General features: G+C 78.0%; 20 protein-coding genes. 12 read left to right on the top strand and 8 right to left on the bottom strand.

The genetic code is table 11. The features are described 5' to 3' along the window. Window positions 1–33 precede the first annotated feature (33 nt). The 9 genes from ACWIZO_RS15625 to ACWIZO_RS15665 all read left to right on the top strand — a co-directional run bounded on the left by ACWIZO_RS15625 (window position 34) and on the right by ACWIZO_RS15665 (window position 10,659). Window positions 34–1,074 (top strand): GNAT family N-acetyltransferase, encoded by a 1,041-nt coding sequence (locus ACWIZO_RS15625; RefSeq protein WP_448638564.1) that lies wholly within the window; start codon window positions 34–36, stop codon window positions 1,072–1,074. Then, window positions 1,062–1,817, top strand: coding sequence for an SAM-dependent methyltransferase (locus tag ACWIZO_RS15630; RefSeq protein WP_448638565.1), 756 nt, complete (start codon window positions 1,062–1,064; stop codon window positions 1,815–1,817). Before ACWIZO_RS15625 ends, ACWIZO_RS15630 begins: the two co-directional genes overlap by 13 nt. Continuing rightward, window positions 1,817–3,058, top strand: a complete 1,242-nt coding sequence (locus ACWIZO_RS15635; protein ID WP_448638566.1) for a GNAT family N-acetyltransferase — start codon at window positions 1,817–1,819, stop codon at window positions 3,056–3,058. The genes ACWIZO_RS15630 and ACWIZO_RS15635 overlap by 1 nt, the downstream gene beginning before the upstream one ends. Next, entirely contained in the window at window positions 3,055–4,218 is a 1,164-nt protein-coding gene (locus ACWIZO_RS15640; protein WP_448638567.1) for a glycosyltransferase, read from the top strand. The genes ACWIZO_RS15635 and ACWIZO_RS15640 overlap by 4 nt, the downstream gene beginning before the upstream one ends. Next, entirely contained in the window at window positions 4,215–6,173 is a 1,959-nt protein-coding gene (locus tag ACWIZO_RS15645; protein ID WP_448638568.1) for a hypothetical protein, read from the top strand. Before ACWIZO_RS15640 ends, ACWIZO_RS15645 begins: the two co-directional genes overlap by 4 nt. Then, window positions 6,170–7,012, top strand: coding sequence for a hypothetical protein (locus ACWIZO_RS15650; protein ID WP_448638569.1), 843 nt, complete (start codon window positions 6,170–6,172; stop codon window positions 7,010–7,012). Before ACWIZO_RS15645 ends, ACWIZO_RS15650 begins: the two co-directional genes overlap by 4 nt. A 41-nt stretch (window positions 7,013–7,053) precedes the next feature. Beyond that, window positions 7,054–8,292, top strand: a complete 1,239-nt coding sequence (locus ACWIZO_RS15655) for a glycosyltransferase family 4 protein (protein WP_448638570.1) — start codon at window positions 7,054–7,056, stop codon at window positions 8,290–8,292. After that, window positions 8,285–9,382: a glycosyltransferase family 4 protein gene (locus ACWIZO_RS15660; RefSeq protein ID WP_448638571.1), complete on the top strand. Its 1,098-nt coding sequence runs from the start codon at window positions 8,285–8,287 to the stop codon at window positions 9,380–9,382. Before ACWIZO_RS15655 ends, ACWIZO_RS15660 begins: the two co-directional genes overlap by 8 nt. Window positions 9,383–9,483: 101 nt before the next feature. Further along, the gene (locus ACWIZO_RS15665; protein ID WP_448638572.1) at window positions 9,484–10,659 is read left to right on the top strand and encodes a CDP-glycerol glycerophosphotransferase family protein; all 1,176 of its coding nucleotides are present in this window, start codon (window positions 9,484–9,486) and stop codon (window positions 10,657–10,659) included. Between the two features lie 20 nt (window positions 10,660–10,679). On the opposite strand, the gene ACWIZO_RS15670 is transcribed toward ACWIZO_RS15665, so the two are convergent. Further along, complete coding sequence (locus tag ACWIZO_RS15670; RefSeq protein WP_448638573.1) at window positions 10,680–11,138, bottom strand: adenylyltransferase/cytidyltransferase family protein; 459 nt, start codon at window positions 11,136–11,138, stop codon at window positions 10,680–10,682. Window positions 11,139–11,164: 26 nt separating this feature from the next. Beyond that, window positions 11,165–12,796, bottom strand: coding sequence for a hypothetical protein (locus ACWIZO_RS15675; RefSeq protein WP_448638574.1), 1,632 nt, complete (start codon window positions 12,794–12,796; stop codon window positions 11,165–11,167). A 390-nt stretch (window positions 12,797–13,186) separates the two neighbouring features. On the opposite strand from ACWIZO_RS15675, the gene ACWIZO_RS15680 reads away from it, so the two are divergent. Next, window positions 13,187–13,948 (top strand): glycosyltransferase family 2 protein, encoded by a 762-nt coding sequence (locus ACWIZO_RS15680; protein WP_448638575.1) that lies wholly within the window; start codon window positions 13,187–13,189, stop codon window positions 13,946–13,948. A gap of 280 nt (window positions 13,949–14,228) precedes the next feature. Here ACWIZO_RS15680 and ACWIZO_RS15685 read toward each other — a convergent pair whose 3' ends face one another. Then, on the bottom strand, window positions 14,229–15,431 hold the full coding sequence (locus ACWIZO_RS15685; RefSeq protein ID WP_448638576.1) for a hypothetical protein: 1,203 nt from the start codon (window positions 15,429–15,431) through the stop codon (window positions 14,229–14,231). Between the two features lie 44 nt (window positions 15,432–15,475). Between ACWIZO_RS15685 and ACWIZO_RS15690 the strand changes: the two genes are divergently transcribed. Further along, window positions 15,476–16,735, top strand: coding sequence for a hypothetical protein (locus ACWIZO_RS15690; RefSeq protein WP_448638577.1), 1,260 nt, complete (start codon window positions 15,476–15,478; stop codon window positions 16,733–16,735). Between the two features lie 13 nt (window positions 16,736–16,748). Here the strand turns inward: ACWIZO_RS15690 and ACWIZO_RS15695 are convergent, their stop codons facing one another. From ACWIZO_RS15695 to ACWIZO_RS15710, 4 genes are all read right to left on the bottom strand, one after another. Then, on the bottom strand, window positions 16,749–17,852 hold the full coding sequence (locus ACWIZO_RS15695; RefSeq protein WP_448638578.1) for an aminoglycoside phosphotransferase family protein: 1,104 nt from the start codon (window positions 17,850–17,852) through the stop codon (window positions 16,749–16,751). Next, window positions 17,849–19,165 (bottom strand): hypothetical protein, encoded by a 1,317-nt coding sequence (locus ACWIZO_RS15700; RefSeq protein ID WP_448638579.1) that lies wholly within the window; start codon window positions 19,163–19,165, stop codon window positions 17,849–17,851. Before ACWIZO_RS15700 ends, ACWIZO_RS15695 begins: the two co-directional genes overlap by 4 nt. Further along, window positions 19,162–19,503, bottom strand: coding sequence for a WhiB family transcriptional regulator (locus ACWIZO_RS15705; protein WP_448638580.1), 342 nt, complete (start codon window positions 19,501–19,503; stop codon window positions 19,162–19,164). The genes ACWIZO_RS15700 and ACWIZO_RS15705 overlap by 4 nt, the downstream gene beginning before the upstream one ends. Window positions 19,504–19,646: 143 nt before the next feature. Further along, window positions 19,647–21,440, bottom strand: coding sequence for a sigma-70 family RNA polymerase sigma factor (locus ACWIZO_RS15710; protein ID WP_448638581.1), 1,794 nt, complete (start codon window positions 21,438–21,440; stop codon window positions 19,647–19,649). A gap of 383 nt (window positions 21,441–21,823) precedes the next feature. Between ACWIZO_RS15710 and ACWIZO_RS15715 the strand changes: the two genes are divergently transcribed. Continuing rightward, window positions 21,824–23,194, top strand: coding sequence for a hypothetical protein (locus ACWIZO_RS15715; protein WP_448638582.1), 1,371 nt, complete (start codon window positions 21,824–21,826; stop codon window positions 23,192–23,194). A 71-nt stretch (window positions 23,195–23,265) separates the two neighbouring features. On the opposite strand, the gene ACWIZO_RS15720 is transcribed toward ACWIZO_RS15715, so the two are convergent. After that, a complete protein-coding gene (locus ACWIZO_RS15720) occupies window positions 23,266–25,728 on the bottom strand; it encodes a hypothetical protein (protein ID WP_448638583.1) in 2,463 nt (820 codons plus the stop codon). Window positions 25,729–25,760 lie beyond the last annotated feature (32 nt).

Raw genomic sequence — 25,760 nt, forward strand, 5'->3', positions numbered from 1 at the left:
GATCGATCAGCGTGGCCTGGGGGCGGCACCGCCGTGCTCCCCGCCGACCCGGCCGGGGAGCGGTCCGTGCACCTCGAGGAGACGCGCGACCCGCGACGCTGGGAGGCGGCCGCACACGCGTCCGGTCAGCCCGGCACCCCCTTCCACACCTTCGCCTGGCTGGAGCTCGCCGCCCGCATGACGCGCACCTCCGCCACGCCGCTGGTCGTCCGGGCCGGGCGCGCCGACGTCGGGGTGGTCCCGTGGCTGTCCCGCCGGCGCGGCCCCGTCACCACGGTGAACTGGCTGCCCTTCCCCTACGTCGGGCCGCTCGTCGCACCGGTGCACCTCCCGGGGCTGCTGCGCGCCCTGCGGGCCCGGGCGCGGAGCCGCCGGGCGGTGCTCGTCCAGTTCGGCTTCCCGCCGTCGGCCGGGGTGGCGGTCGACACCGCGCGGGGCGCCGGGTTCGGCGTGCGGGAGGACGCCACCTACGTCGTCGACACCTCGGCCGGCGTCGACCGGCTGTGGGCCGCCCTCGACGGCCGCGCCCGCACCAAGGTCCGCCGGGCCGAGCGGGCCGGTGTCGTCCTCACCCCGGCCCGGGGCCGGGAGCGGGTCCTGCGCCGGGTGGTGGACGAGGCCTTCGCGGCGCGCGGCCTCACCTCCGGCTACACCGGCGACTTCCCGCCCACGGTGGCCGACCTCGACTCCACCGGGCTGGCGGTGCGGTGGACGGTCGCGCGGCTGGGGGACGACGAGGTCGGCAGCCTGGTCACCCTCGGCTGGGGGACGACGGGTGTGGTGTGGCAGGGCGGGGTGCTGCGGGCGCACCGGCCGACGCACGCCAACACCCTGCTGTACTGGGACGGCATCCGGTGGGCTGGTGAGCGCGGTCTGCGCACCCTGGACCTGGTCGGGGTCCCGGACGAGGGCATCGGCCGCTTCAAGAGCCAGTTCGGTGGCGTCCGGCGCACCCATCCGGTGCTGCACCGCAGCGCCCCCGGCTGGCCGGTCCTGCAGCGCCTCGCCGTCCGGGTGGCCGCCGCCCGGAGGACCGCCGGCGGACGGCCGACGGGGGACCCGTGCTCCTCGTGACCACCGTGCGCGCGAGGGGTCACCGCTTCCGGTCGCGGGTGTCCGAGGCCGCCGCGCGGTCGGGTCGAGCGGCCGCGCTCGGCACGGCGGTGTCCCTGTCCGTGGGTGGCGTCCGGCGGGCGGGCGCCCACCTCCTCGAGACGGCGGTCGACGTGCGGATGGGGGTCAGCACCCGCGGCCTGGTCGAGAACGGGCCGGTGCTGCGCGCGTCGGCCTGCGGGGACGGCCATCCCTACCAGGCGGTGCCGGTGCGGAAGTTCCGCCGGATCCTGGCGGCGGCACCGGTCGTGCCGGCGGACTCGACGTTCCTGGACCTCGGCGCGGGTCGCGGGCGGGCGCTCCTGCTCGCCGCCGAGGCGGGCTTCCGCGACGTCGTCGGCGTCGAGCTGGACCCCGCCCTGGCGGCCGACGCCGAGCGGAACCTGGCCCGGTACGCCGGCGGCCGGGGGGTGGCCGGCTCCGTGCGGTGCCAGGACGCCGCCGACGTCGTCGTCCCCGACGGCCCCCTGCTGGTGTTCGTCTACAACTCCTTCGGCCCTCGGACGCTGCGCCGGGTGCTCGACCGACTCGAGGACTCCTCCTGCACCGACCCGCGGCCGCTGCTGCTCGCCTACCACAACCCCGTCCACGCCGACGTGGTCGAGGAGCGCCCCGCCCTCGTCCCGACGGCGAGGGGGCGGGACTGGGCGCTGTACTCCGTCGCGCGACCGGGCCCCGGGTCCCGGACGGCGGAGGACGCCTGATGCTCGACCAGTCGCAGGCCGGGTGCGCGGCCCGGCGCTCACCGCTGCTCACCACCGGGCCGCCCGCGCCGGCGCGGGCGCCGTCGGCCTACGCGGTCGAGGTGCACACCCGCCGCGACGTCGACGCCCTCCTGCCCGGGTGGCGGGACCTGCACCGGCGGGCCGGGGCCTGGTCGCCGTTCAGCGACCCGGACGCCCAGCTGGCCTGGTGCGACCTGTTCGTCCCCGCCGGACGGGAGCGGATCGTCGCTGTGCGCCGCACCGCCACCGGCGACCTGGTCGCCGTCGTCCCCCTGTTCGAGGTGGCGGTGCGGGCGCCGGGCCTGACCGTGCGCACGCTGCAGGCCTTCGGCGCCCTCCACGAGCCCCTGCTGCACGAGCTGCCCGAGGTGCTGGTCGACCCGGCGTGCGCGCGGCCGGCGCTCGCCGCCGTCGTCGGCTGGCTGGCCCGGTCCCGCGACTGGGACTGGGTCGAGCTCCCGCTGCGTCAGGACCAGGGGTGGTTCGAGTCGCGCTGGGCCACCGACGCCGGCCTGCACGGGGCGATCGTGGTGCACAAGGACGTGGTGCCGACCGTCGTCCTCGCCCTGCCCTCCTCGGGGGAGCCGCCCGCGCTCAAGCGGAACCTGCGCGAGAGCCTGCGGCGCAGCCGCAACCGCATCGACCGGCTGCCGGGCGAGTGCACCCTCGACCGCGTCGACCCCGGCGACCCGCGCTGGGAGCAGGCGCTCGACGACCTGCGCCGGCTGCACGCCGCCCGGGCGCGCATGGGCGGCGTGGTCGCCCACGACGACGTCTTCGCCGGCACCTCCCAGACCGCCCTGCTGCAGGCCCTGGCCGGCAGCGGATCGCGGACCCGGCCGCGCATCCACCGCCTCGTGCACGACGGCACCGCGGTGGCGGCCCTGCTCACCCTCGACGCCGTCGACCGCACGTGGCTGGCCGTCTCGGGGGTGACCCCGGCGCACTGGGCGCTGGGCGCGGTGACCCTCCTGCAGTGGGAGGCCGTGCAGGAGGCCGTCCGCGCCGGGCGCCGGGCCGTCTGCTTCCCGACCGGGGTGGACACGGCCAAGCTGCGGTGGAGCGAGGACGTCCGGCTCAGCCACGTCTTCGTCCTCGTCGGCCCCGGCCGCCGCTCCCGGCTGTGGTTCCGCGCGTACTGGCTGGCCCGCGGCCTGCGGTCGATCCGTTCCTACGAGCGCCGGGCCGCCGTCCGGCCCGTCCCGCAGGGGGGTGCATGAGTCAGCGGGTGTGTGTGGTGGGACCGGGGTTCCGCTTCCTCGGCGGGGTGTCGGTCTACACGTGCACGCTGGTCCGGGCCCTGCGCGAGGACTTCCCGGTCTCCGCGCTGCTCGTCCGGCGGCTGCTGCCGCGCCGGCTCTACCCGGGCGCGGCGCGGGTCGGCGACCGGCTGACCAGCCTCGACTACGCGGGGGTGCCGCACTTCGACGGGATCGACTGGTTCTGGGGCCGCAGTCTCGTGCAGGCCCTCGGCTTCCTCCGCCGGCAGCGCCCGGAGGTGCTCGTCCTGCAGTGGTGGACCGCCGCGGTCGGGCACACCTACCTGCTGCTGGCTCTCCTGGCCCGGCTGCGCCGGGTGCCGGTGCTCCTCGAGGTGCACGAGGTGCAGGACCCGGGGGAGGCCGGCACGGCCGGGCTGCTCAGCCGCTACGGGCGGCTGGTGCTGCGCCTCCTGCTCGGCCTGGCCTCCGGCGTGCTGCTGCACCACGACCGCGACCGGGAGGCGCTCGAGGAGGCCGGCCTCGACCTGTCCGGCACCCGCACGGCCGTGGCGCCGCACGGGCCCTACGACCACCTGGCGGCCGTCGTCCCGTCGGAGCCCCCGGAGCTGGCCGGGGACCCGCTGTCGGCCCAGGTCGCCGACGGCACCTGCCGCGACGTCCTCTTCTTCGGCCTCATCCGCCCCTACAAGGGGCTGGAGGACCTGGTCGAGGCGTTCGGTGCGCTGCCGCGCGCCGTGGCCGAGCGGCTGGTGCTCACGATCGTCGGGGAGACCTGGGAGGGCTGGGAGGAGCCGCTGCGGCGGCTGCGCGACTGCCCGCACCGCGACCGGGTGCGGGTGGTCAACCGCTACGTGAGCGACGCCGAGGCCGCCGCCGTCTTCGCCGGGGCCGACGTCCTCGTGCTGCCCTACCGCCGCGCGTCCTCCAGCGGCCCCCTGCACATCGCCCTCGCCCAGGGCCTGGAGGTCGTGGTCTACGACGTGCCGGCGCTGCGGGCGGTCACCGCCGGGCAGGAGAGCGTGCGGGTCGTGCCGGCCGGGGACGTGGCGGCGCTGTCGGCCGCCCTGGAGCGGGTGGCCGGGCAGCAGCGGCGCAGGTTCGAGCCGGCGGGGGACTGGCGGCGCACGGTCGAGGCCTACCGGGAGCTGCTCGCATGACGCTGCTGGTCTCCCGCCCGTCGCGGCCGGTGCCCGCCCCGGCGCCGGCCCGGGCGCCCGCCGGCGCGCCGGCCCGGCCGGTCGTCCCGCCCGCGCTGGGCTGGCTGGTCGCCGCGGCCGAGGTGCTCGTCGTCGCCGCCAGCTACCGGGTCGCGGCGGACGGCGGCTCGCCGCGCCTCTACTACGGCGTCTTCTGGATGGGCACCCTGGTGATGGTCGCGCCGTTCGCGGCCGTCCTGCTCTCCGCGGGGGCCTCGGCCCGGGCGCGGACCGCCGCGGTCGTCTCCTTCGGCCTGGTCACCTACGTGCCCAAGTTCCTGCGCAACCCCTACGGCCCGGCCTACCACGACGAACCCCCGCACTTCCGGGCCGTCGAGGACCTGCTGCGCTCCCGGGAGCTCTACCGGCAGAACCCGCTCATCCAGATCATCGGCGACTTCCCCGGGCTGCACGTCGTCACCGCGACGCTCGAGGGGCTGACCGGCCTGTCGGTGTGGGGCGCGGCCACCGTCGTCCTGCTGACCGCGCACGTGGCCGCGGTCGTCGCGGTCCTCGCCCTCGGCCGGCTGCTCCTGCCCGACCCGCGCGCCGCGGGCCTGGCGGCGGTCGTCTACGGGCTCAACCCGAGCTACGTGTACTTCGACACCCAGTTCTCCTACGAGTCGCTGGCGGTCTGCCTCTTCCTCTGGGTGCTCACCCTCACCGTCGCCGCCGCCGCGACGACGGGGTCGGCGCGGGCGCTGCGGCTCGCCGGCGCCGTCGTCCTCACCCTCGCCTGCGTCCCCACCCACCACCTGACCACGCTGGTGCTCATCGTCGTGACCGCGGTCGTGCTGGCCACGCACACCCTGTTCCGGCGGCTGGACCCGACCGCGCGCGGCCGGTGGCGACCCTGGGCGCTGGTCCTGGTCACCGCGACGGCCGGCTTCACGCTCTGGATGCTCACCGTCGCCGACACCACCTGGTCCTACCTGGCGCCCTACGCGGAGAAGGCGGTCGGCAGCCTGTCGCAGCACGCCACCGGCCAGGAGAGCCAGCGCACCCTCTTCGCCGGCAGCGTGCAGCCGCTCTACGAACGGCTGCTCGGCATGGCCGCGCCCCTGCTGCTGGTGGCCGTGTTCCTCGCCGTCCTGTGGCGCACCCGGCTGCTCGCCGGCTGGGCGCACCGCCGGATGGCGCTCGGCCTGACCGCGGTGGGCGGCCTGTACTTCGCCTCGCTGCCGCTGCTGTTCACCCCCGAGGGCTACGAGGGCACCCGGCGCAGCTGGGCCTTCACCTACGTCGGCGTCGCCGTCGTCGTGGCCGCGGCGCTGGCCCTGCTGCTGTGGCGCAGCGCCCGGCGGCGGTGGGCGACGGCGGCGGTCGCGGTCCTCCTGGCCGCCGTCCTGGTCGGCAACACCGGCGCGGGGCCCAACGACGCCTACCGGTTCCCCGGCCCCTACGAGCTGGGCTCGGCCCCCCGCTCGATCACCCCGGAGCTCCTCGCCCTGTCGGAGGAGTTCGGCCGCCGCCACCCCGGTGCCCGCACGGTGTCCGACCGCTACACCAACCAGGCGCTGGTGGGCTTCGGCGGCGCGGTCAGCGCCCAGGCCGGTCCCGGCTTCCGCGTGTGGGACCTGTTCTTCGAGGCCGGCACCCCCGACCCCTACCTGGTGCACGAGCTGGACACCAGCGACTTCGCCTACGTGGTCGTCGACGAGCGGCTGTCCCGGTACGTGCCGGCCGAGGGCACCTACTTCTCCCGGGAGGGGGAGCCGACCGTCCGGGGCGACGAGCCCTACGACCCCGCCGCCCGGCAGTCGCAGGTGCCGCAGGAGGCGCTCGACCGGTTCGAGACCGCACCGTGGGCCACCAAGGTGCTCGCGACGACGAACTACTCGGTGTACCGGCTGGACTTCGCCTCCGTCGGCACCCCCCAGTGCGACCGGCCCGGCTGCGAGGTGGCCGGGCCGTGACCGCCGACCTGCAGACCCCGCCCCGGGCCGGCTCCGCGCCCGGCGTCCTCTCACTGGTCCTCACGCTGTGCCTGCTGCTCGCCGTCGCCGCCACCGCGCTGGGCCTCCCGGCCGTCGTCCGGACACCCCCGGCGCTGCCCGGCGTGCTGCTGGCGCCCGGGTACGCCTGGCTGTCGCTGGCCCGATGGCGCACCGGGCAGCCGGCCCGCACGGCGACCGCGCTGGCGCTCGCCCTGGTGCTGAGCCTGGGTCTGCTGCCGCTGGTGGGCGTCGCCGTCGGGGCGGTGGGCCTGCCGGTGTCCCCCGTCACCGTGGGAGCCGGGCTGCTCCTCCTGACCCTGCCGCCGACCGGCTGGGTGCTGCTCGCCCAGCCCGCGCACCCCGCCGCGCGGGTGGTGGTCCCGCCGCGGGCGTCGTGGCGGCCGGCCGCCCGGCGGCTGCTGCCGACGGCGCTGGCCCTGGCCGTGTTCGCCGGCGCGGTGGGCTGGGCCGCCTCCTGGCAGGAGCGGCCCGACAGCGGCCCGTACACCGGGCTGGCCTACGTGGGCGAGCTGGCCGACCTCACCGGCCCGGTCGACGTCCGCCCGGGCGAGCAGGTCCCCCTGCCGGTGCGGCTCGAGCGCAGCGACGGGCAGCCGTGGACGGGCCTGCTGACCGTCTCCGTCGACGGCCGCGCCCAGGACGCGCGGACCGTGCGCCTCACCGCCGGCGACGTCGTGACGCTGCAGGCCGGCGCGCCCGGCGACCCCGGGCTGCACGACGCGACGGTCAACGCCGTCGACGACCGGACCGGTGAGGAGCTCAGCCTGACGCTGCGCCTGCAGGTGGGGGAGCCGTGAGCCCGCGCTCCCGTCTCCCCGTCCCGGCGGGGGGCTGAGCCGTGCGCGTCCTGCAGGTCAGCGACGCCTTCCCGCCGGCGCTGGGCGGGCTGGAGCGCTACGTCGCCTCGCTCAGCCGGCGGCAGGCCGCCGACGGCGACGAGGTCGTCGTCGCCACCCTCGAGTCGCCGGAGGCGCCGGCCGAGGAGGTGGTCGACGGCTACCGGGTGCTGCGGCTGCGCGGGCTGACCCGGCACCTGCGCCGCTTCGCCGAGGACCCCGGGCACGCCTTCCACCCCACCGTGCCCGACCCCGCGCTGGCCCGGCGGCTGCAGCGGGTCGTCGACGAGCTGCGCCCCGACGTCGTGCACGCGCACGGCTGGATGCTGGAGTCGGCCGTGGTGCTGCGCCGGCCGCCGTCCACCGCCCTGGTGGCCACGCTGCACGAGTACGGCGCGGCCTGCGCCCGCAAGACCTACACGCAGACCCGGACCGGGTGCCCGACCGGGCCGCGGCTGGGACGCTGCGTCGCCTGCTCCCGGGAGGTGTACGGCCTGCCGAAGGCCGCCCTGCTCAGCGCCGGGCTGCGGGCCGTGCGGCCGCTGCACCGCCGGGTCGACCGGTGGATCGCCATCAGCGGGCCGGTGGCCCGCGCCAACGCGCCGGGCCTGGGCGGCGGCGCCCGAGTCGACGTCGTCCCCACCTTCGTCGACGACGGCGTCGCCGACGGTGCCCGCACCCCGCTGGCCCTCCGCGTCCCGGACGAGCCGTTCCTGCTCTTCGTCGGCGCCCTGGGCCCGCACAAGGGGATCGACGTGCTGCTCGAGGCGCGGGAGCTCATGCGCCGGCCCGCGCCGCTGGTCGTCCTCGGCACGCCGCGGGCCGACACCCCCGACCTCGACCGGCCGGGCGTCGTCGTGCACACCGACGTGCCGCACGAGCAGGTCATGGCGGCCTGGGCCGCCGCGGCCGTCGGCGTCGTGCCCTCGGTGTGGCCCGAGCCGTTCGGGCAGGTCGCCGTCGAGTGCCTGGCCGCCGGCACCCCGGCCGTCGTGTCGGCCACCGGCGGCCTGGGGGAGATCGTCCGCGACGGCGTCGAGGGGCTGCTCGTCCCGCCGGCCGACCCGCGCGCGCTCGCCGCCGCCCTCGACCGGCTGCTCGGCGACGACGCGCTGCGGGCCCGGCTGGCCGCCGCCGCGCCGGCCCGCGCGCGGGAGTACGAGCTGGGCCGCGTGCTGCCGGCGATCCGGCGCAGCTACGAGCGGGCACTGGCCGCCCGGACGGGAGACGGACGTGGGTGAGCGGCTGCGGATCAGCCTGGTGGTCCCGCGCTACCTGCCGCACCTGGGCGGCATCGAGAACCACGTCGCGGCACTCGCGGTGCGGCTGGCCGACCGCGGGCACGCGGTCACCGTGGCCACCCAGCGCGAGGCCGACGCCACCCTGCCCGCGCGGGAGGTGGACGCGCACGGGGTGGTCGTGCGCCGCTTCCCCTCGGCCGGGCGGCTGCGGGGGCAGGGGCTCTCCCCGGCGCTGTGGGCGTGGGTGCGCCGCGGCGCCGACCGCGCGCAGGTCCTGCACCTGCACAACCTGCACGCCCTGACCACGCTGCCCGCCCTCGCGGCGGCCCGCCGCCCGGTGGTGCTCACCCCGCACCACCTCGGCCCGGGCGAGGGGTGGGCCGAGGAGCTGCTGCACCGCGGCCACGCCGCCGCCGCGCGGCGGGTGCTGCCGAAGGTGGGCCGGGTCGTGTGCACCACCCCGTCGGAGGCGGCGTCCTTCGCCCGGCACCTCGGCGCCGGGGAGCGCTGCGTCGTCGTCCCCAACGGGGTCGACGCCGCGGCGATCCGCGCCGCCTCCCCGGTGCCGGCCGACGGTGGCCGCCTGGTCGTCGTCGCCGGGCGCCTCGAGGAGTACAAGCAGCCGCACCGGGTGCTCGAGGCCCTGCCCCTGCTGGCCGGGCACCGGCTGGCCGTCGCCGGCGCCGGCCCGCTCGAGCCGGTGCTGCGCCGGCGGGCCGGGGAGCTGGGCGTGGCCGACCGGGTGCGGTTCTGCGGCCGGCTGTCCCCGGCCGAGCTCTACCGCTGGTACAGGGCCGCCGACGTCGTGGTGTCGCTGAGCCGGCGGGAGTGCTTCGGGCTCACCGTCGCCGAGGGGCTGGCCGCCGGTGCCGCCGTCGTCGCCAGCGACATCGGAGCGCACCGGGACGTCGTCGCGCTGGCCGGGATCCCCGACGCCGGGCTGGTCCCGGTCGACGCGCCGCCGGACCGGGTCGCCGCGGCGGTGGCCGCCGCCCGGCGCCCGCCGGCACCGGTCCGGCTGCCCGACTGGGACGACGTCACCGACGCGACCGAGGCCTGCTACCAGCAGCTCCTCGCCGTGTCCGGCTGAGCCACTGCACGGCCGGCCCGACGGCCGGGAGGGACCGACGCCCGGCAGACCGCGCCGGGGACGAGCGACGACGCCGGGGGACCCCGGCAGGGAGCGAGACCGTGCACCCCTGGCTGAGCCGTGCCACCCGGCACCTGACCCGAGCCGCCCTCGACCTGGCCAACGCCGCCGTGCCCAAGCGGCAGCAGCTCCTGCTCAACCTCTACCCCGACACCGACGCCTCCCTCCCGCCGCTGCTGGCCGCCTGCCGGGACACGCAGGGGCGGGTCGTCGTCCTGCTCACCGACCCCACCAGCGCGGTGGCCGCCCGGGTGCGCGAGGCGCTCGGCGCGCGGGCCCGGGTCCACCGCCGCGGGTCGCTGCCGGCGGCCTGGCAGTACCTGCGGTCCGCGTCGGTGGTCTTCACCCACCCGGTCCACGACACCGCCCGGCTCTCGCCCCGGCAGACGCTGGTCGACGTCTGGCACGGGATGCCGATCAAGGCGATCGGCCGCCTCGACGGGTCCGCGGACACGGTCCCGGCCGACTGGACGCTGGCCTCCTCGGACTTCTACCGCCCGATCGTGGCCGAGGCCCTCGGCGTCCCGCCGGAGAGCGTGGTGGCCCTCAACTCACCGCGCATCGAGCACCTGTGCCGCCGGCACGAGGACGTGTGGGACCGGCTGGGCATCGACCGCCGCGCCCACGACCGGGTGCTGGTGTGGATGCCCACGTTCCGGGGCCGGGAACCCGAGCGCGGCGGCAGCGGCGTGCAGAGCGCCCGGCTGCTGTCCGCGGACGGCGCCGAGCGACTGGCCGCGCTCCTCGAGCGGCGCCGGTGCCTGCTGGTGCTGCGGCGGCACCCCTACGAGGCCCGGACCGCCCCCGTGCCGGTCCCGGGGGTCCTCGAGCTCACCGACGCCGTCCTCGAGGCGGCGGGGGTCGGCGTGTACGAGGTCCTCGCCGAGGCCGACGGCCTGGTCACCGACGTCTCCTCGGTCTGGCTGGACCACCTGCTGCTCGACCGCCCGGTCGTCATCTGGTTCCCCGACGTCGGTGAGTACACCGCCGACCGGCCGCTGCTGCTCGAGCCCTACGGGTCCTGGACGCCGGGGCCGGTGCTGGTCGAGGAGGACGACCTGCTGGCCGCCCTCGACGCCGTCGCCGCCGGCGAGGACCCGCACCGGGTGCGACGGCGGGAGGTGCGGCAGCTGCTCATGGGCGAGGAGCGGGAGGGCGTGTCCGCGCGGGTCCTCGCCCTGGCCGGGATCCACCGCCGCCTGCCGTCCGGGCGCTGAGGGGCGCCCGGCCCCCGCCGTCAGCGGGGGATCGAGCGGATCCGCTCGATGGTCGCCGTCGTCGAGACCGACGGCGTCCGGGCCAGGTAGCGCACCTCGCAGACGTCGCCCAGGTGGTCGAACCGGCCGCGCCAGTCGTCGCCCATGACCAGCACGTCGGCCTGGGCCACCTCCAGGTAGCGGCGTTTGTCCTCCAGCGACTCCTCCAGGAAGCTGCCGTCCACGCACCGCAGGCCGTCGACGATCCGGCGCCGCTCGTGCTCCGGGTAGACGGGGGCGCGGCCCTTCTTGGCCTGGTTGAGCCGGTCGGTCGAGACCCCGACCACCAGGCTCGCGCCGTGGGCCCGGGCCCGCTCCAGGATCGACAGGTGCCCGACGTGGAAGACGTCGAACGTCCCGAACGTCACCACCCGGGGGTGGGCCAGCGGCGCGGTCACCCGCTCGATCGCCCGCTCCGTCGCCGTCACCGTCACCGTCATGTGCCGTTCCTCCTGTCCTCCGGGGCTCATCCGCCCGTCACCTTCCACGACGCCCGCGAGAAGGTCACCGAGCCGCTGTTCGCGCTGCTGCGCAGGTGCAGCTGGACGGCCTCGGCGCCGGCCGGCGGGGACCCGGTCACGATCAGCCACTGCCAGCCCTGCCGCCCCGTCGCCAGCGGGGGGCTGCTGGAGTTGGCCAGCCAGTGCCCGTCGCCGTCGAACCAGCTGAGCGTGACGTCGTTGTCGCCCGTGGCGTCGGTGACGCGCGCCTGCACGCTCACGGTCCACCGCTGTCCGGACTCGACCGGCTGCGCGGGCACGGTGAACCACGACGTGACGCCGTCGGCCCGGGCCCGGGTGCCGGAGAAGACCAGCGCGTTGTCCCCGGAGACGCCCTGCCCGCGCGCGATCCGCGCCGAGCCGGTCGGCTTCCACGGCGTCCAGCCCGCCGCGGCGTCGCCGTCGCCCACCAGCAGGGTGAAGCGGCCGTTGAACGGCTGGGCGTCCAGCGTGCCGGCGAAGGCCGCGGACACCACGCCCAGCGCCGGCTTGGGGGTGCCGTCGGTGCGCAGCAGCCCGAAGCCGACCTCGGCGTCGGGCAGCTGCTCGGGCACCCCGCCGCGCCGGAAGTCGTAGAGGGTCCACGGCGCCACGGGCGCCAGGCCGGCCGCGCGGGCGGCGTTCTGCACGACGCGGTACCAGGCGGCCTGGTCGGCCTCGTCCTGCGCGCGCCCGGGGGAACCCGGCCCCTCCGGGCGGCTGGACAGGCCGGCCTCACCGACGACCAGCGGCGTCGGGGCGACGGCCGCCGCCGCCCGGCGGAACGCGCCGTAAGCCAGCCCGGGGTCGCCGTAGTAGTGCAGGCTGAACAGGTCCGGCGGCGCGTCGGCCAGCGCCCGCCGCAGGGTGGTGAGCCCGTCGACGCCGAGCCGGCCGCTGGTGGAGACGGTGACCGGGGTCGCCGGCAGCAGGTCGTGCAGCAGCGAGACCTGGTCGCGCGCCCAGGCCGTGGCCTGCGGGTCGGACGGGTCGATCTCGTTGCGGACCTCCACCAGCGCGATCCGCTCGTCCTCGGCCGACCCGGACAGCAGCGACGTCGTCCAGGTGCGGCTGCCGGCCAGGTCGGCCCAGTCGCTCCAGGAGTCGAACAGGGTCAGCTGCACCCGCAGGCCGTGCCGCGCGGCGATCCCCAGGGCGTTCTCCAGCCGCTCGCGCATCTGCGGCCGCACCACCGGGAAGCCGAAGGCGGACGGGAAGACGATCAGCCGCACCGTCGTCGCGCCGGTGCCGGCGACCCGGCGCAGGTCGCGGTCGAGGGTCGAGGCCGACCACTCGGTCCACATGCGCTCCCACGGGGAGCCGGAGGGGTAGTAGTTCACCAGCCGCAGCGACGTGGCCAGGCGGCCGGCGTTCTCCTGCCGCACGCCGGCCTCCAGCGACAGCCCGGCCGGGCCCAGGGGCAGGCTCGGCGCGCGCCGCTGCTCGGCGACGTGCCGCTCGACCCGCGAGGTGTCCGCCCGCTCGCCGAGGGCGCCCGGGAGCAGCGCGAGCAGCACGGTCACCGCGGCCACCAGGGCCAGCGCCGGCGCCGGGCGCGGACGCACGGGGACCCGCACGGGTCCCGGCGCGACCGGCAGGACGGCGGCTCCGGCGCTCACCGCGGCGCCCCGGCGGCGGCCGGAGAGGTCGTGCCGCGGGCCACCGGGTGGCCCGCGATCCGGTCGCGGGCGGCCGCTTCCCAAAGGGGAGGGGCGCTCCTACGGTCCTGCAGGTCCCCGTGCGCGGGGACGGTCCACCAGGCCGTGCACCGCCCCGCCGGGCACCCCGATCGCCGGGGCCGGCGAGGGAGGGATGACCACGGCGCCCATCGCAGTACCGCACCCCCCGGAGTCTCGCCATGACCCAGCCGACCTCCACCCCACCGCCCGCCCCGACCCCCGGGGAGGCGATCCGTCTCTCCGTCGTCATGCCCGTGCTCAACGAGCAGCGCACGCTGCGCCTGGCCCTCAACCGGCTCCTGCACACCGAGCTTCCCGTGCCCGCTGGAGGTGATCGTCGTCGACGACGGCAGCACCGACGGCACCTGGGACGTGCTCACCCGGCTCGGGTCCGAGCACGACGAGGTCGTCCTCCGCCGGCACGAGCGCAACCGCGGCAAGGGAGCCGCGGTGCTCACCGGCCTCGACGTCGCCACCGGCACGCACGGGCTGGTCTTCGACGCCGACCTCGAGTACGACCCCGAGGACATCCGCCGCATGCTGCAGCCGGTGATCGAGGGCCGGGCCTCCACGGTCTACGGCACCCGGCTCTTCGGCCGCGACACCGTCTACCAGTCCTTCTGGTTCGCCCTGGGCAACCGGGCGACGACGCTGGCCGCCAACGTGCTCTACGACGCGGCGATCAGCGACCTGCACACCTGCCTGAAGCTGCTGCCCCTGCCGCTGCTGCGCAGCCTGGACCTCGACGAGCAGGGCTTCGGCCTGGACACCCAGATCACCGCCCGCATGCTGCTCAGCGGCGTCCGGCCCTACGAGGTGCCGATCAGCTACAACAGCCGCACCCGCGAGGAGGGCAAGAAGATCGGCTGGCGGCACGGCGTCGAGTCGATCGCCATCCTCCGGCGGGAGCGGGCCGCCGCGCGCCGCGGGCCGGCCTGGGTCCGGATCAGCCGCGACGTCGCCCGCTTCCAGCGGGGCCAGGACGTCGAGCGGCTGATCGCCACGGAGGAGGCCCGCATCGCCGCCCGCCTGCTCGTGCGGCTGGCCGGGGCCGACCCCCGGATCGCTCCCGCGGCCCGCGCCCACGCCTGACCGGGCGACGGCCCCGGGTGCACGCCCGTGTGCACCCGGGGCCGCCTCCAGCGGTCCCGGCGGCGGGGGCAGGGCCGCCGGGACCTGCGCCGCCGGGGTCCTGGGGGAGGGGACACCGGCGCACGCGGACCGAGAGACGTCGAGGGACGGAGGAGTCACCATCGAGACGCCCGGAGGGGGTCTGAGATCTCGCTCAGCACACCCAGGAGACGTGCGGGAGGGCCGGTTACCACGTCACTGCCGGGTTCCCCCGGATGACGTGGTCGGTGCCGCTCCCGCCTCAGCAGTAGGGCGCGGCGGCCTCGTACAGGTCGTGCAGCCGCACCGGGTAGGGGTGCCGCAGCTCGTAGGCGGGGACGCCGGCGAAGGCGCGGGTGAGCACCCGCAGCTCCCGCTCCCGCGCCGTCTCCAGGAGCGGGTTGACGCGGTCGGGGAAGGCGTAGCGGAACTCCTGGTACGCCGTGGTCAGCGCCGCCCGCTCGAAGGCCTGCGAGCTCACCATGCGCCGCGCCACCTCGGCCGGGTCCAGCGGCGTCACGGTGGTGTCGCCGTCCCGGCCGACGACGGGCAGCAGGACCCGGTCGAGCGGGGCGCGGCCCCGCCACACGCGGCTGCCGAAGAGCACCGCCGGCTCGAGAGGCCCGACGCCCTGCGGGCGCCACGCGCCGTCCGTGGCCAGCCGGCGCAGCGCGCGCACCGGCCGGGCACGCGAGCGGTCCAGCCCCGGGACGGCGCGGTAGAGCCGCCGGTACCCCCGCCAGGCCCGCAGCCGGGCGCGCTGCCGGGGCCGGATCCGCGCCCAGTACCCCGGCAGCTGGCGCAGGTGCCAGTCCCAGACGCGCGCGATGCCCGAGCAGCCGTAGAGGCCCGCCGGGTCCCCGCCGACGATCGTCCACTCGTCGGACACGTAGTCGGCGCCGGCCGCGGCGAAGGGCAGCAGGGTCTCGGTCTTGCCGCCCTTCTGCCACCCGGTGACCAGGACGCCCCGGGTGCCGTGCACGAACGACGCCGCGTGCAGCAGCACGTGGTCGCGGCGCAGCAGGTGCAGGCCGAGGACCGGGATCAGCAGCGGGACCCGGTCGACGCCGCGCTCGCACACGATCTCGTCGCGCCCGCCCAGCCGGTCGACGTCGATCCGCGTCCGGCGCCCGTCCGGGTCGAGGAGGTAGAAGTGCTCGTCGTCGAAGCCGGCCCGCTGCAGTCCCAGCAGGCGCAGCGACCCGGCGACGGGCAGCTCGTCGGTGAACCGGACGGTGACGTCCGGCGTCCCCTCCGGCGGGCCGGCCGGTGCGCCGAGCTCGGCGACCAGCGCCTCCCGCACCCGCCGCGGGGCGCCGTGCAGCCGGACCCGGACGAGGCCGTGCACGTCGTGGTCGGTGACGTCGGTGATGCCGGGGGCGGCGCTGTGGGGAGCGTCGGTGTGGGGGGTGCCGGTGCGGGTGGTGTCGGTGGCGGGGTGGTCGGTGGCGGGGTGGTCGGTCATCGGCTCCGGTCCGTTCGTCGTCGGGCACGGGGGGAGGGCCGGGCGTGATCACCCGGCTCCGGTCCTCGGTGGCGCGGCTGTGGTCGGTGGGCCTCTACCGGAACAGCTTCCTGATCCTGGCCACGCAGGCCGTCACGTCCGCGGTCGGCTACCTGTTCTGGGCGCTGTCGGCGCGGGACGCCGGTCCCGCGGCGACCGGCCTCGGCGGCAGCCTGCTCAGCGCGGTGAGCGCGACCCACCTGGTGACCGCCACGGGGGTCGTGGTGGGCACCATCCGGCTGCTCGCCGAGGCCTCCGACCCCCGGGCGCGGCGGGCGGAGGCGGTGCGGGCCGGCGTCGCCACCGCCGTGCTGTCGCTGGTCGGGGGACTGTTGCTGGTCACCGCCGTCCCCCGGCTGGTGGGCTCCCTGGCGCCGGCGGCCGAGCCGTCGCTGGCCGCCGCCCTCGTCGTCTCGGTGGTGGCCACCAGCACCGGGCTGGCGCTGGACGCGGTGTCCTTGGCCGTCGGCCGGACGCGCATCATGCTCGTCCGCGGCGCGGTGGCCAGCCTGGCGCGGTTGCTGGTCTTCCTGCTGCCCGGCCCGACGTCGCTGCACGACCTGATGTGGTCCTACGCCCTGGCGACGGTGGCGGCCGACCTGCTCGCCCTGGCCCTGCTGCGCCCCCGGGAGGCCCTGCGGCACGTGCCGCGGGCGCTGCCCGACGTGTGGGGCAGGCGCCGGTACTTCCTCGGGCACCACCTGACCGCCCTCGGCGGCGCCGGCGCGGTGTACCTGCTGCCGGTCGTCGTGCTGACCCGGCTGGGGCCGGTCGAGGCCGGCTACTTCTACCCGACCTGGCTGCTGGGCAGCCTGTTCTTCACCATCAGCCCGGCGGTGGCCAACGCCTACCTGGCCCGGACGACGCCGCCGGGGGAGCCGCTGGGGGCCCAGGTGCGGCAGGCGGTCGTGCTGATCGGCGTCCTGCTGGCCCTGCCGCTGCTCGTGGTCGCCCTCGCCCCGGACCTCCTGCTCGGCGCCCTGGGCCCCGGCTACGCCGAGCGGGGGCGGGTGCTGCTGTGGGTGCTGGCCGCCTCCGCGCTGCCGGACGCGGTCACCAACGTCGCCGTGGCGGCGCTGCGCATCCGGCGGCGGCTGGGCACGGCGGCGGCCCTCAACGCGGGCATGTCCGTGCTGGCGCTGGCCTCGGCGTTCCCGCTGCTGGCGGGGCTGGGCATCGCCGGCGGCGGGGTGGCCTGGCTGCTGGCGCAGACCGCCGGCGCCCTCGCCGTCCCCGTCCTGCTCCGCTCGCGGGAGCGGGGGTGAGCAGCGCCGGGGGTCAGCCGCCCGGGTCACGGGTGGCCCGGGTCAGGCGGGAGGCGCCGGCCGCCAGCAGGGACCGCAGCTGGGCGTCCACCGCGTGCAGGCGGAGCGGCAGCAGCGCCGGTCGCCCGTGCAGCCGGGCCAGCTCGCGCAGCCGCAGCCACCGGCCGGCCAGCTGGTGCAGCAGCCGCAGCTCGAACACCGGTGCCGACACCCGGGAGCCCCCGGCCTCGTAGCGCCCGAGGAAGCAGGCCACCAGCGGGCGGTGCCGGCGCAGGTGCTCGGGCAGGGTTGCGTCGAGCAGGAACGGCGCGGACCCCGCGGTGAACGCGACGAACCGGGCCAGGTCCTCCTCGGGGGGCCCGACCTCGCGCAGGTCGACGTCGATGCCGACCACCGACCCGGGCGCGGGGAGGAGGACGTTGGCCGGTGTCCAGTCGCCGTGCAGCCGCACCCGGCGCACCGGCACGCGGACGTCCGGCACGGCGGCCAGGGCGCGGACCACGCCGGGGGGCACCGGCAGCCCGGCCGCGACCAGCCGGTCGGCCAGCAGCCGCCGCACCCGCTCGGTCTCGGCGGCCAGGTCGAGGGGCGCGGAGGGCGCGGGGTCGACCTCGTGCAGGCCGCGGAGGAAGTCGGCCGCCCGGCCGACGCCGTCCAGTGGCATCGCGGGCGAGAGCACCCAGCCGGCGTGCAGCAGGTCCGACAGCGCCGGGCCGGGGACGTAGGCGGTGGCGAGACCGCCGAGCCCGGGCAGCAGGGCGACGGGTGCGGGGACGCCGACCGCTGCGTCGCGGGCGCCGAAGTGGGCGGCCAGCCGCACCAGCACGGCGTACTCTCGCTCAGCGGCCAGCGGACTGGCGACGTCGTCCTGGGTCCAGCCCGTGCGCGGCTGCTTGACCACCCACCGGCACCGGTCGGGCCGGTCGGCGGTGCCCAGGAAGTGCACCGTCGAGCGGGCCTGTGCGCGGGCCGGGCGCACGGGCCGGCACGCACCCGCCGGCAGGCCGAGCCGCTCCCCGAGCGCGGCCGCCACGTCGGCCGACGGCGTCAGCGGCGGCCAGTGCTCGACCGGTCGCGGGGTCAGCAGGTGCGGCGCCAGGATGCGGGCGGTCCTCACAGCGCGCGCCACACGGTCCGCAGGATCTCCTGGTGCAGGTCCCCGGCGGCCCGGAGGCCGTCGAGGCGCCGGAGGCCGAAGCGCGGCACGTGGCGCTCGTAGAGGTCGGCCATGCGCTGCAGCTCGGCCGGCCCCCAGTGCTCCTGCCGCCGCGCGTGGGAGACCTCGCCGGAGACGGCCAGCAGGAACCCGACGGCCGGCCGCGGGGCCAGGAGGCGGAACAGCGCCCGCGCGAGCCGCACGTCCATCCGGCGCTCCTGGCCGAAGAAGTAGTCGATCTTCACCGCGGTGTCGGGGCTGAACCGGTCGAACAGCACCACCTCCGGCCGGGGGCGGGGCCGCAGCACCAGCCACCACAGCTGCGCGGCGTTGAAGACCGCCGCGAGGACCACCCACAGGTGGGGCGCCACGGTGCCGGTTCGGCAGCCGGGCGGGACGAACGGGTCCGCCGGCCCGGTGCGCAGCTGCCGGCGGCCCGCCGGCGTCCAGGCGCGCCGGTCCCACCGGGAGCACAGCCGGTACAGCTTCCTGCTCGTGGCGAACCCCGCCCACTGCTGCGCGCTGGAGGTGCCCAGCCGGTCGAGGGCCTCCCGCAGGTGCCGCGCCTGCGTGCTCTTGCCCGACCCGTCCAGACCCGACAGCGAGACCACCGTGGGGTGCAGGCGCCGCGGGAGGGCCTCGCGCACCAGGGCGGCCTTGACCCGCACCGGGTCCGGGGACAGCAGGTACCGCAGCAGCCGGCCCGCGCGGGCCGGCGCGGGGTCCGCGGGGGACCCGTGGGCCGCCCGCAGGGCCCGCAGCGCTCCCCGCAGCCCGAGCCGGCGGGCCACCCGCTCGGCGGCCGCCCAGGCGTCGGGCTCCCGCTGCAGGGCGCCGTCCACGCGGGCCCGGGTGCCCTCCGTCAGCCGGCCCCGGCGGGTGACGACGCTGCGGGCGGCCAGGACCAGGACGGTGGCCGGCGCCGACCGCGCCAGGTGGTCGAAGCCGGCCAGCGGCTCGGCGCCGTCGAACAGGACCGCGGGGTCCCGTCCGCCCCAGCGCCGCCGGTCGGCCCGGTGCACGTCGACGACGTAGGGGACCGCGGCGCCGAAGGCGGCCCACCGTCCCCGCGAGGGGGCGTACCCGGAGACGGCGCACCACGCGTCGACCTCCCGGCACTGGGCGGGCGCGACCAGCAGGTCCAGGTCCCGGCCCGTGGGCGGGAGGGAGCCGGTGACCAGCGCCGGGCCGCTCAGCGCGGCGTCGACCGCCGAGGCCACCGACGCGGCGAGGAGGGCGGGGTCCTGCTCCCGGACGGGGTCGGCGGGGGTCACCGGGCCGCGCCCCAGCGGCTGCGGCCCCGCCGCGCCGAGGCGCGGGAGCCCTCCACCGTCCGGCGGCGGTCCTGCTCCGTGCGGCCACCCCAGAGGCCGAAGCTGCCCCCGCCGGACGTCGCCTCGAACCGCAGCGCCTCCGACAGGCAGCACGACCGGACGGGGCAGGACGCGCAGATCCCCGCGGCCTGCTCGCGGTGGGCCGGCAGGGGGGAGAACCACAGCTCCGGGTCGCTGCCCCGGCAGGCGGCCGACTGCCGCCAGTCCACCGGCGAGCAGGTGCGTTCGGACCCGCACGTGCCGAGCGGCGCCGAGAGGTCGGGGCCGGTGGCGGACACCAGGGTCACCGGGTCCGGGCCCGGGGGTGGGGTGCGTCGTGGTGCGTCACGGAAGGGTGACGAGCCGGGCGGCCCCCTACCACGTCACTTCGCCGTCACCTCCCGGTCACGTGACGTGCGTCACGACCGGGACGCCGCCGGCGTCAGGCCGAGGACGTGCTCGCGGTCGAGGTCGCCGTGGACGAGGTCCCCGACGGCGTGGACGAGGTCCCCGACGGCGTGGACGAGGTCCCCGACGGCGTGGTCGACCGGGTCGACGACGTGCTCGACGACGACCGGGTCGAGGACGCGCCGGACGACGACGCGCCCGAGGACGACGCGCCCGAGGACGACCGCGACGACGACGCGCTCGACGAGGACCCGCTCGACGACGAGGACCCGCTCGACGAGGACCCGCTCGACGAGGACCCGCTCGACGAGGACCCGCTCGACGACGAGGACCCGCTCGACGACGAGGACCCGGAGTCGTCGGACCCCGACGACGACCTGCTGCTGCTCGAGTCTCCGGAGGACCCCGACCCGGACGACCCGGACCCGGAGGACCCCGACCCGGACGACCCCGACCCGGACGACCCCGACCCGGAGGACCCCGACCCGGACGCCCCGGAGCCGTCGACCGGTGCGCCGGAGGAGGACCCGCCGGAGTCCGAGGCGCCTCCCGGAGGTGCCTCGCCCGTGTTGAGCGAGCCGCTGACCGGGGGCGAGATCCTGGGGGAGCCGTTCGACCCGGACGAGCCGCCGGGGAGCGCGGGCGCCGTGTCCGACCCCGACGGCGAGCCGGGGGTGACCTGCGCCGGACGCGAGTCGCTCGGAGCCGCCGGCTGGGCCGGGCGGCTGTCGACGGCGACGTAGGCGCCGAAGCCCGTCGTCGCCACGGCCGCCGCCACCAGGCCTGCGGTGACCGGCTGCGACAGCGCCGTCATCGTCGCCCCGAGCAGCCCGCCGGCGCCGAGCAGGGAGCCCGCGGCCGGCGGACCGCTGACGCCGGCCGCCGCGCCGGCGGTGCCGGACCCGCCGGCTGCCGTGCCCGCGGTGCCGGACGCCTTCGTCGCGGCACCCGCGGTGCCGGACGCCTGGGCCGCGGGCTCGGCCGCGGGGCCCCCACTGCCGGGTCCCGGCGTCGCGGCCGCGGCGGCGCCCGCGGCCCGGACCGCCGCGGCGGCCGCCGGGTGGGCGTCCCAGGCGAGCTGGGCCATGCTCAGGCCGAGCAGCGCGGGCACCAGGATGACACCCAGCCGGGAGTTGACGTCCTGGAGCTCGTCACGCAGCCGGCGGCAGTCGGCGCACTCCGCGAGGTGGGCCTCCAGGGCCCGGCGGTCCCGCAGGCCCAGGGACCGGCGGATGTGCGCGGCGAGCAGCGAGACCATCTCCTCGTGCCCCGGGGGCGCGGAGACCACGTGCTCCCGCAGCCAGGCCGTGCGCAGGCCCTCCCGGGCCCGGACCGCCAGCTGGGCCACCGCCCGCGGGCTGATGCCGAGCAGCGGCGCCACCTGCGCGGGTGTCTCCCCCTGCACCTCCGTGTGCCACAGCACCATCTGCCAGCGCTCGGGCAGCGCCTGGAAGGCGCGGGCCACCAGCTGCTGCTCCAGCTGGTCGATCACGGGGTCGGTCCGCGGCTGCTCCTGGCCCAGCGGGGTCTCGGCCTCCTCGAGGCTCTCCCGGGGCGTGACGCGACGGACGCGACGGTGGCGGTCCATCGCGGCGTTGCGGACCGCGCGCAGCAGGTAGGGCCGGAAGGCGACGTCGGGGCCGCGGCCCTCGCGCAGCACCGTGTAGGTGCGCGTGAAGGCGTCCGACACGACGTCCTCGGCCTCGTCGGTCAGTTGCCGGGCGACGTGCAGAGCCGTCCCGACGTGTCGTTCGTAGAGCTGTGCGTAGGCGCCTGCGTCCCCCTCGCGGGAGCGGGAGAGCAGCTGCGCGTCGTCGTTCACGTCCATGTGGTGACCTCAGGTGTCCTCGACGTCCGGCCGTCCCTGGCGTGGGGGACGGCAGGCTCCGTCTCCCGCGAGTGCTGCGGATCCCCCTCGAGCCTGGTCGGGTCGTGCCCCCGGGCGTCGGGTGGCCCCGACGCCGGGACGGGCACGGCCCTGAGGTCCCCGTGACGAACGGTCCGTGCCCGCGCAGGGGTGCAGGACCCCTGTGCTGCGCTTGCGCCCCGTCCGGACGACCCGGACGGTGGGTGTGCCCGCCGGTCACGCGTCACCCGGGGTTCGGGGGAGTCCAGATGGAGCCGACAGCGTACCGCTACGAGCCGCAGGCACCCGGCCACTCTTCGTCCCCCGTCCTGCACCCCGGACGGGACACGCTGACGGGTGCCACCGTGAGCGTCCTGCAGCTGCCGGCCCCGGACGGCGCCGCCGCGACGGCGGCCGCGGTGGACCGGCTGCGCCGCTCCGCCCGGGTGCGCCACCCGCACCTGGCCGAGGTCCGCGACGTCGAGGTCCGTGCCGGGGTGCTCCGCGTCGCCTGCGAGCCGCTGAGCGGTGACCTCCTGTCGGCGCCGGGCGAGCGCGCGATGACGGTGCAGACGGTGCAGCGGCTGGCGGGGGACGTCCTGGACGCGCTGGCGGCGCTCCACCGGTCCGGCGTCGTCCACGGGGCGGTGGGCGGCAGCAGCCTGCTGCTGTCGCACCGGACCGGCCCGACGACCGAGCTCGACGTGACCCTCCTGCCCGTCCCGGCGGGACCGGACCGCCCGGGGCCCGGGCCCGCCGCCGACGCTGCCGCCGAGGCCACCCCGGAGGACGACGTGCGCGCCGCGGCCACCACGTTCCTCGCGCTCCTGGACCGGACGCCGAAGGGCGGGCTCGACGCCACGGTCCTGGCCGCCGGCCTGGCGCGTGCGCTGCAGCGGGCCGGGGGGGTCACCTCCACGCCCGGGAGCGGACACGGACCCGACGCCGGGGCCGGCGCGCGGGCGGTCGCGCAGGCCGGGCGCCCGGCCGGCGCGGAGCCGGTGGACGGACGCCGTCCACCGGAGCGCGGCGGCGCGGGGAGCCCGGACCGCCGGCCCGGTCCCGGGCGGCACGCGGTGCGGGCCCGCCGACCCGAGCCGGCACGGCTCGGCGGGCGACGCACGCGGACCGCGGCGCTGGCCCTCGGCGCCGCCGCCGTGGGCGCCACCGCCGCGTTCCTGGCGGCCGGCGGGGGCACCGCGCCGTCGAGCACGGCCGCACCCGCCGGTGGGACGACCGCGACCGGCGTTCCGGTCACGTCGTCCCCCGCGCCCGCTCCCGTCCCCCGGACGGTGCCCGGGCTCGTCGAGGACCTCACCGCGCGCCCGGACGTCGCCGGCCCGGCCGGACCGGCGCTGCGCGACGCACTGGCGGGGCTGCTGTCGGCCGACGGGGCCGTGCGGCAGCAGGCCGGGCTGCAGGTGCTGGGCCTGCTGGTCGACGGGTCCGGGCTCGACCCGCGGTACGCCACCGCGAGCCGCCAGGCCCTGGTCGAGGCGCTGACCGGGGCGCCGGACGCGCTCCCCGTGCCGGGTGGTCCGCCGACGTGCCTGCGGGTCACCGCGGGCACCCCGGTCCCGCTGGTGCAGGGGTACGCCCAGCAGGTGCTCGATCGGTTGCCGGCGTGGCAGGCCGACGGCCTGCCGGCCGGGGACGCCGAGACCGTGCGGCAGCTCGTCACCCCGGTCGCGGCCGGGACGGCGACCCTGGGCCTCGCGCCCTGCCCGGCCGGCTGACCCGGGGCGGGCAGCGGTCAGGACACGGGCGGCGGTCAGGACACGGGCGGCGGTCAGGACACGGGCGGCGCTCAGGACAGCTGCGGCAGGACGAGCTCCTGGCCGGGGCGCAGGAGGTCGGGGTCCGGCCCGATCAGGTCGCGGTTGGCCGCGTAGACCTCCGGCCAGCGGTCGAGGACCTGCTGCGCCGACACCTCGTCCCCGAGCAGCTGCGCGGTGATGGTCCACAGGCTCTCGCCCACCTGCACGACGTGGCGGGCCGGCTGCGCCGTGGGAGCCGTCGGGGACTGCTCGGCCGTGCCGCCCGGCTGCGCCGGCGACGGGCCGCCCTGGCTGGAGTCCCCGCCCTCGCCGTTGAGTCCTCCACCGGACCCCGGTGCTGGCGACAGCGAGGACACCTCGTCGTCCCCCGGCTGGCCGGTGGCCTCCGACCCGGGCAGGGAGGAGTCCGCGGCGTCGCTCGACCCCGCGTCCTCCGACCCCTCGGCACCCGAGCTCGCCGAGGCCGTCGCCTCGGGGGAGACCCCGGCCGACGTGCCCACGCCGTCGGCGCTCGGCCGGCCGCCGTCGTCCCCGTCGATCACCCCCGCGGCGAGGCCGCCGACCAGCCCGCCGGCGGCCAGCGCCGCGGTGGTCACCGCCGCGACCCGGAGCCGCTGCCGTCGCCGCTCGCTCTGCTGTGCGGCGAACAGCGCGTCCACCTCGACCTCGCGTCGTCCGGACCCGCGTCCGTCCTGTTCGGTCATCTCTCCCCCTCGGCAGGTCCTCGCGGCCGCAACCCTCGTCCGGGAGCGCCGCAGCTGACGGTGGCCGGCCGCGCCGCCGGGCCGGCCCCTGGTGCGTCCCGGGCGCGACCGCTCCCGGCGCCGGCGCCGCGGAGGGCGCCGGCCAGGTCGCTGGCCGCGTGGGACTCGTCGTCGGCCGGCCCGGGGGCGTCCGCACCGGTCGCGCCCGGCGCCCCCTGGCGCGGCCGCGCCCAGGCGCCCGCCGTCCGCGGCGCGCGACCCCGGTGGACCACGACGACGGCCACGACCCGGCTGCCGGTCCGGGCGAGGCGGTCGGCGGCCCGGCGGCAGCCCACGACGGTGGAGCTCCCCGGCCACCACGACCAGCACCGCCGCGTCCGAGACCGCCGCGAGCCGCAGCGGGACCTCGGGCTCGGTGAGCGGCGGGCCGGCCAGGACCACGAGGTCGGCGGCACCGAGCAGCCGGTCGACGAGCAGCGGGAGCCGCCGCGACTCCAGGGCCGCGCGGCCCCGCCGGTCGGAGGCAGCCGGCCAGTCGAAGGGCAGCACCCGCAGGCGCGGACGGTCGGTGGGCAGCAGTGCGGCCGCCACGGCGCCCTCGTCGTCGAGCGTGTCGCGGAGCACCTCGCCGGCGGAGCGGGTGTGGCCGGAGAGCCGGGAGCCGACCAGCACGGTGCGCACCCCGGCGTTCGCCCCGGCCACGGCGACGTCGATGCTGCGCACGCCGGCCCCGGCCCGGGGCGAGTCGCCGACCACGAGGACGACGTGCAGGTCCGGTCGTGCGGCCAGCGCCCGGTGCAGCTCCCGGTAGGGCTCCAGGTCGCGGAAGCGCATGTCCGCCCCGGCGGCGGCGCGGGTCCCGCGCGGCTCGGCGGTGTGGACGACGACGTCGGCACCGGTGGCCTGGACGGCGTCCGCGGTGAGCAGGATCAGGCCGCGGCTGCGGTCGTGCACGACCAGCGCGGCCAGCGCGAGGCCCGCGCCGACGACGGCCCCGGCCGCGAGGCCGAGCGCGACGCGGGCCGCGAGCGGAGCCGGGAGGACCGGGGAGCGCGCGAGGACGGCGGCCGTCGCCGCGCCGAGCACCGCCGCGCCGGCGGCCAGCCAGGGCAGGCGGCTGTGCACGAGGACCCGCAGCCGGCTCTCGCGCGGCGGCGGGCCGCCGCCGGACCCGGCCGCGAGGTCGTCGAGGTCGTCGAGGTCGTCGGGGGCCGCCCCGCGCCGGCGAACCGGCAGCAGGACGCCGGCGGCGAGCAGGGCCCCGCCGGTGGCGGCGAGGCCGCTGTAGAGCAGTGGGCGGGGGCGCTCCGGGGCTCGGGGGACCGCGGCGGGCGAGGCGAGGTCCAGCGCGGCGTCACGCACCCCGACGAGGTCGGCGCCCTCCTCGGCGGCGACCTGCGCCCAGGCGGTGGCCAGGTCCGCGGCGCCCCGGGCGGTGGGCCCCTCGGCCGTGACCTCGACCACCGCGGTGCCCTCGACGGCGCTGAACGAGGTCCGGTCCAGGGCCGCTGCCGGGGTGAGCGAGGCGTCGAGGCGGGCCGCGACGCGGTCGGCGACCGCCGGGCTGCCGAGCACCCGCGCGAACGTGCGGGCGTACACCTGGTCGGCCACGGCACGGTCGTCGGCCGGCTCGTCCTGCGTGCCGGCCGACGCCACGAGGCGTGCGGTGGAGGAGTACTGCGGGGGGACGAACGCGCAGACCAGCAGGGCGAGGGCGGCGCAGAGGGCGGCGAACAGGACGACCGACAGGACACGGAGGCCTCTTCGCCGAGGCGTGCGCAGACCCAAATTCTCTCCCCCTCGGACCGCTCACGTTCCCC

The organism is Geodermatophilus sp. URMC 63 (genome assembly GCF_053502565.1).

What these genes read in the sequence shown, in the direction of transcription:
- ACWIZO_RS15670 (WP_448638573.1), bottom strand. Translation starts at nt 11,138, where the DNA reads ATGACGGTGACGGTGACGGCGACGGAGCGGGCGATCGAGCGGGTGACC.
- ACWIZO_RS15640 (WP_448638567.1), top strand. Translation starts at nt 3,055, where the DNA reads ATGAGTCAGCGGGTGTGTGTGGTGGGACCGGGGTTCCGCTTCCTCGGC.
- ACWIZO_RS15685 (WP_448638576.1), bottom strand. Translation starts at nt 15,431, where the DNA reads ATGACCGACCACCCCGCCACCGACCACCCCGCCACCGACACCACCCGC.
- ACWIZO_RS15645 (WP_448638568.1), top strand. Translation starts at nt 4,215, where the DNA reads ATGACGCTGCTGGTCTCCCGCCCGTCGCGGCCGGTGCCCGCCCCGGCG.
- ACWIZO_RS15710 (WP_448638581.1), bottom strand. Translation starts at nt 21,440, where the DNA reads ATGGACGTGAACGACGACGCGCAGCTGCTCTCCCGCTCCCGCGAGGGG.
- ACWIZO_RS15635 (WP_448638566.1), top strand. Translation starts at nt 1,817, where the DNA reads ATGCTCGACCAGTCGCAGGCCGGGTGCGCGGCCCGGCGCTCACCGCTG.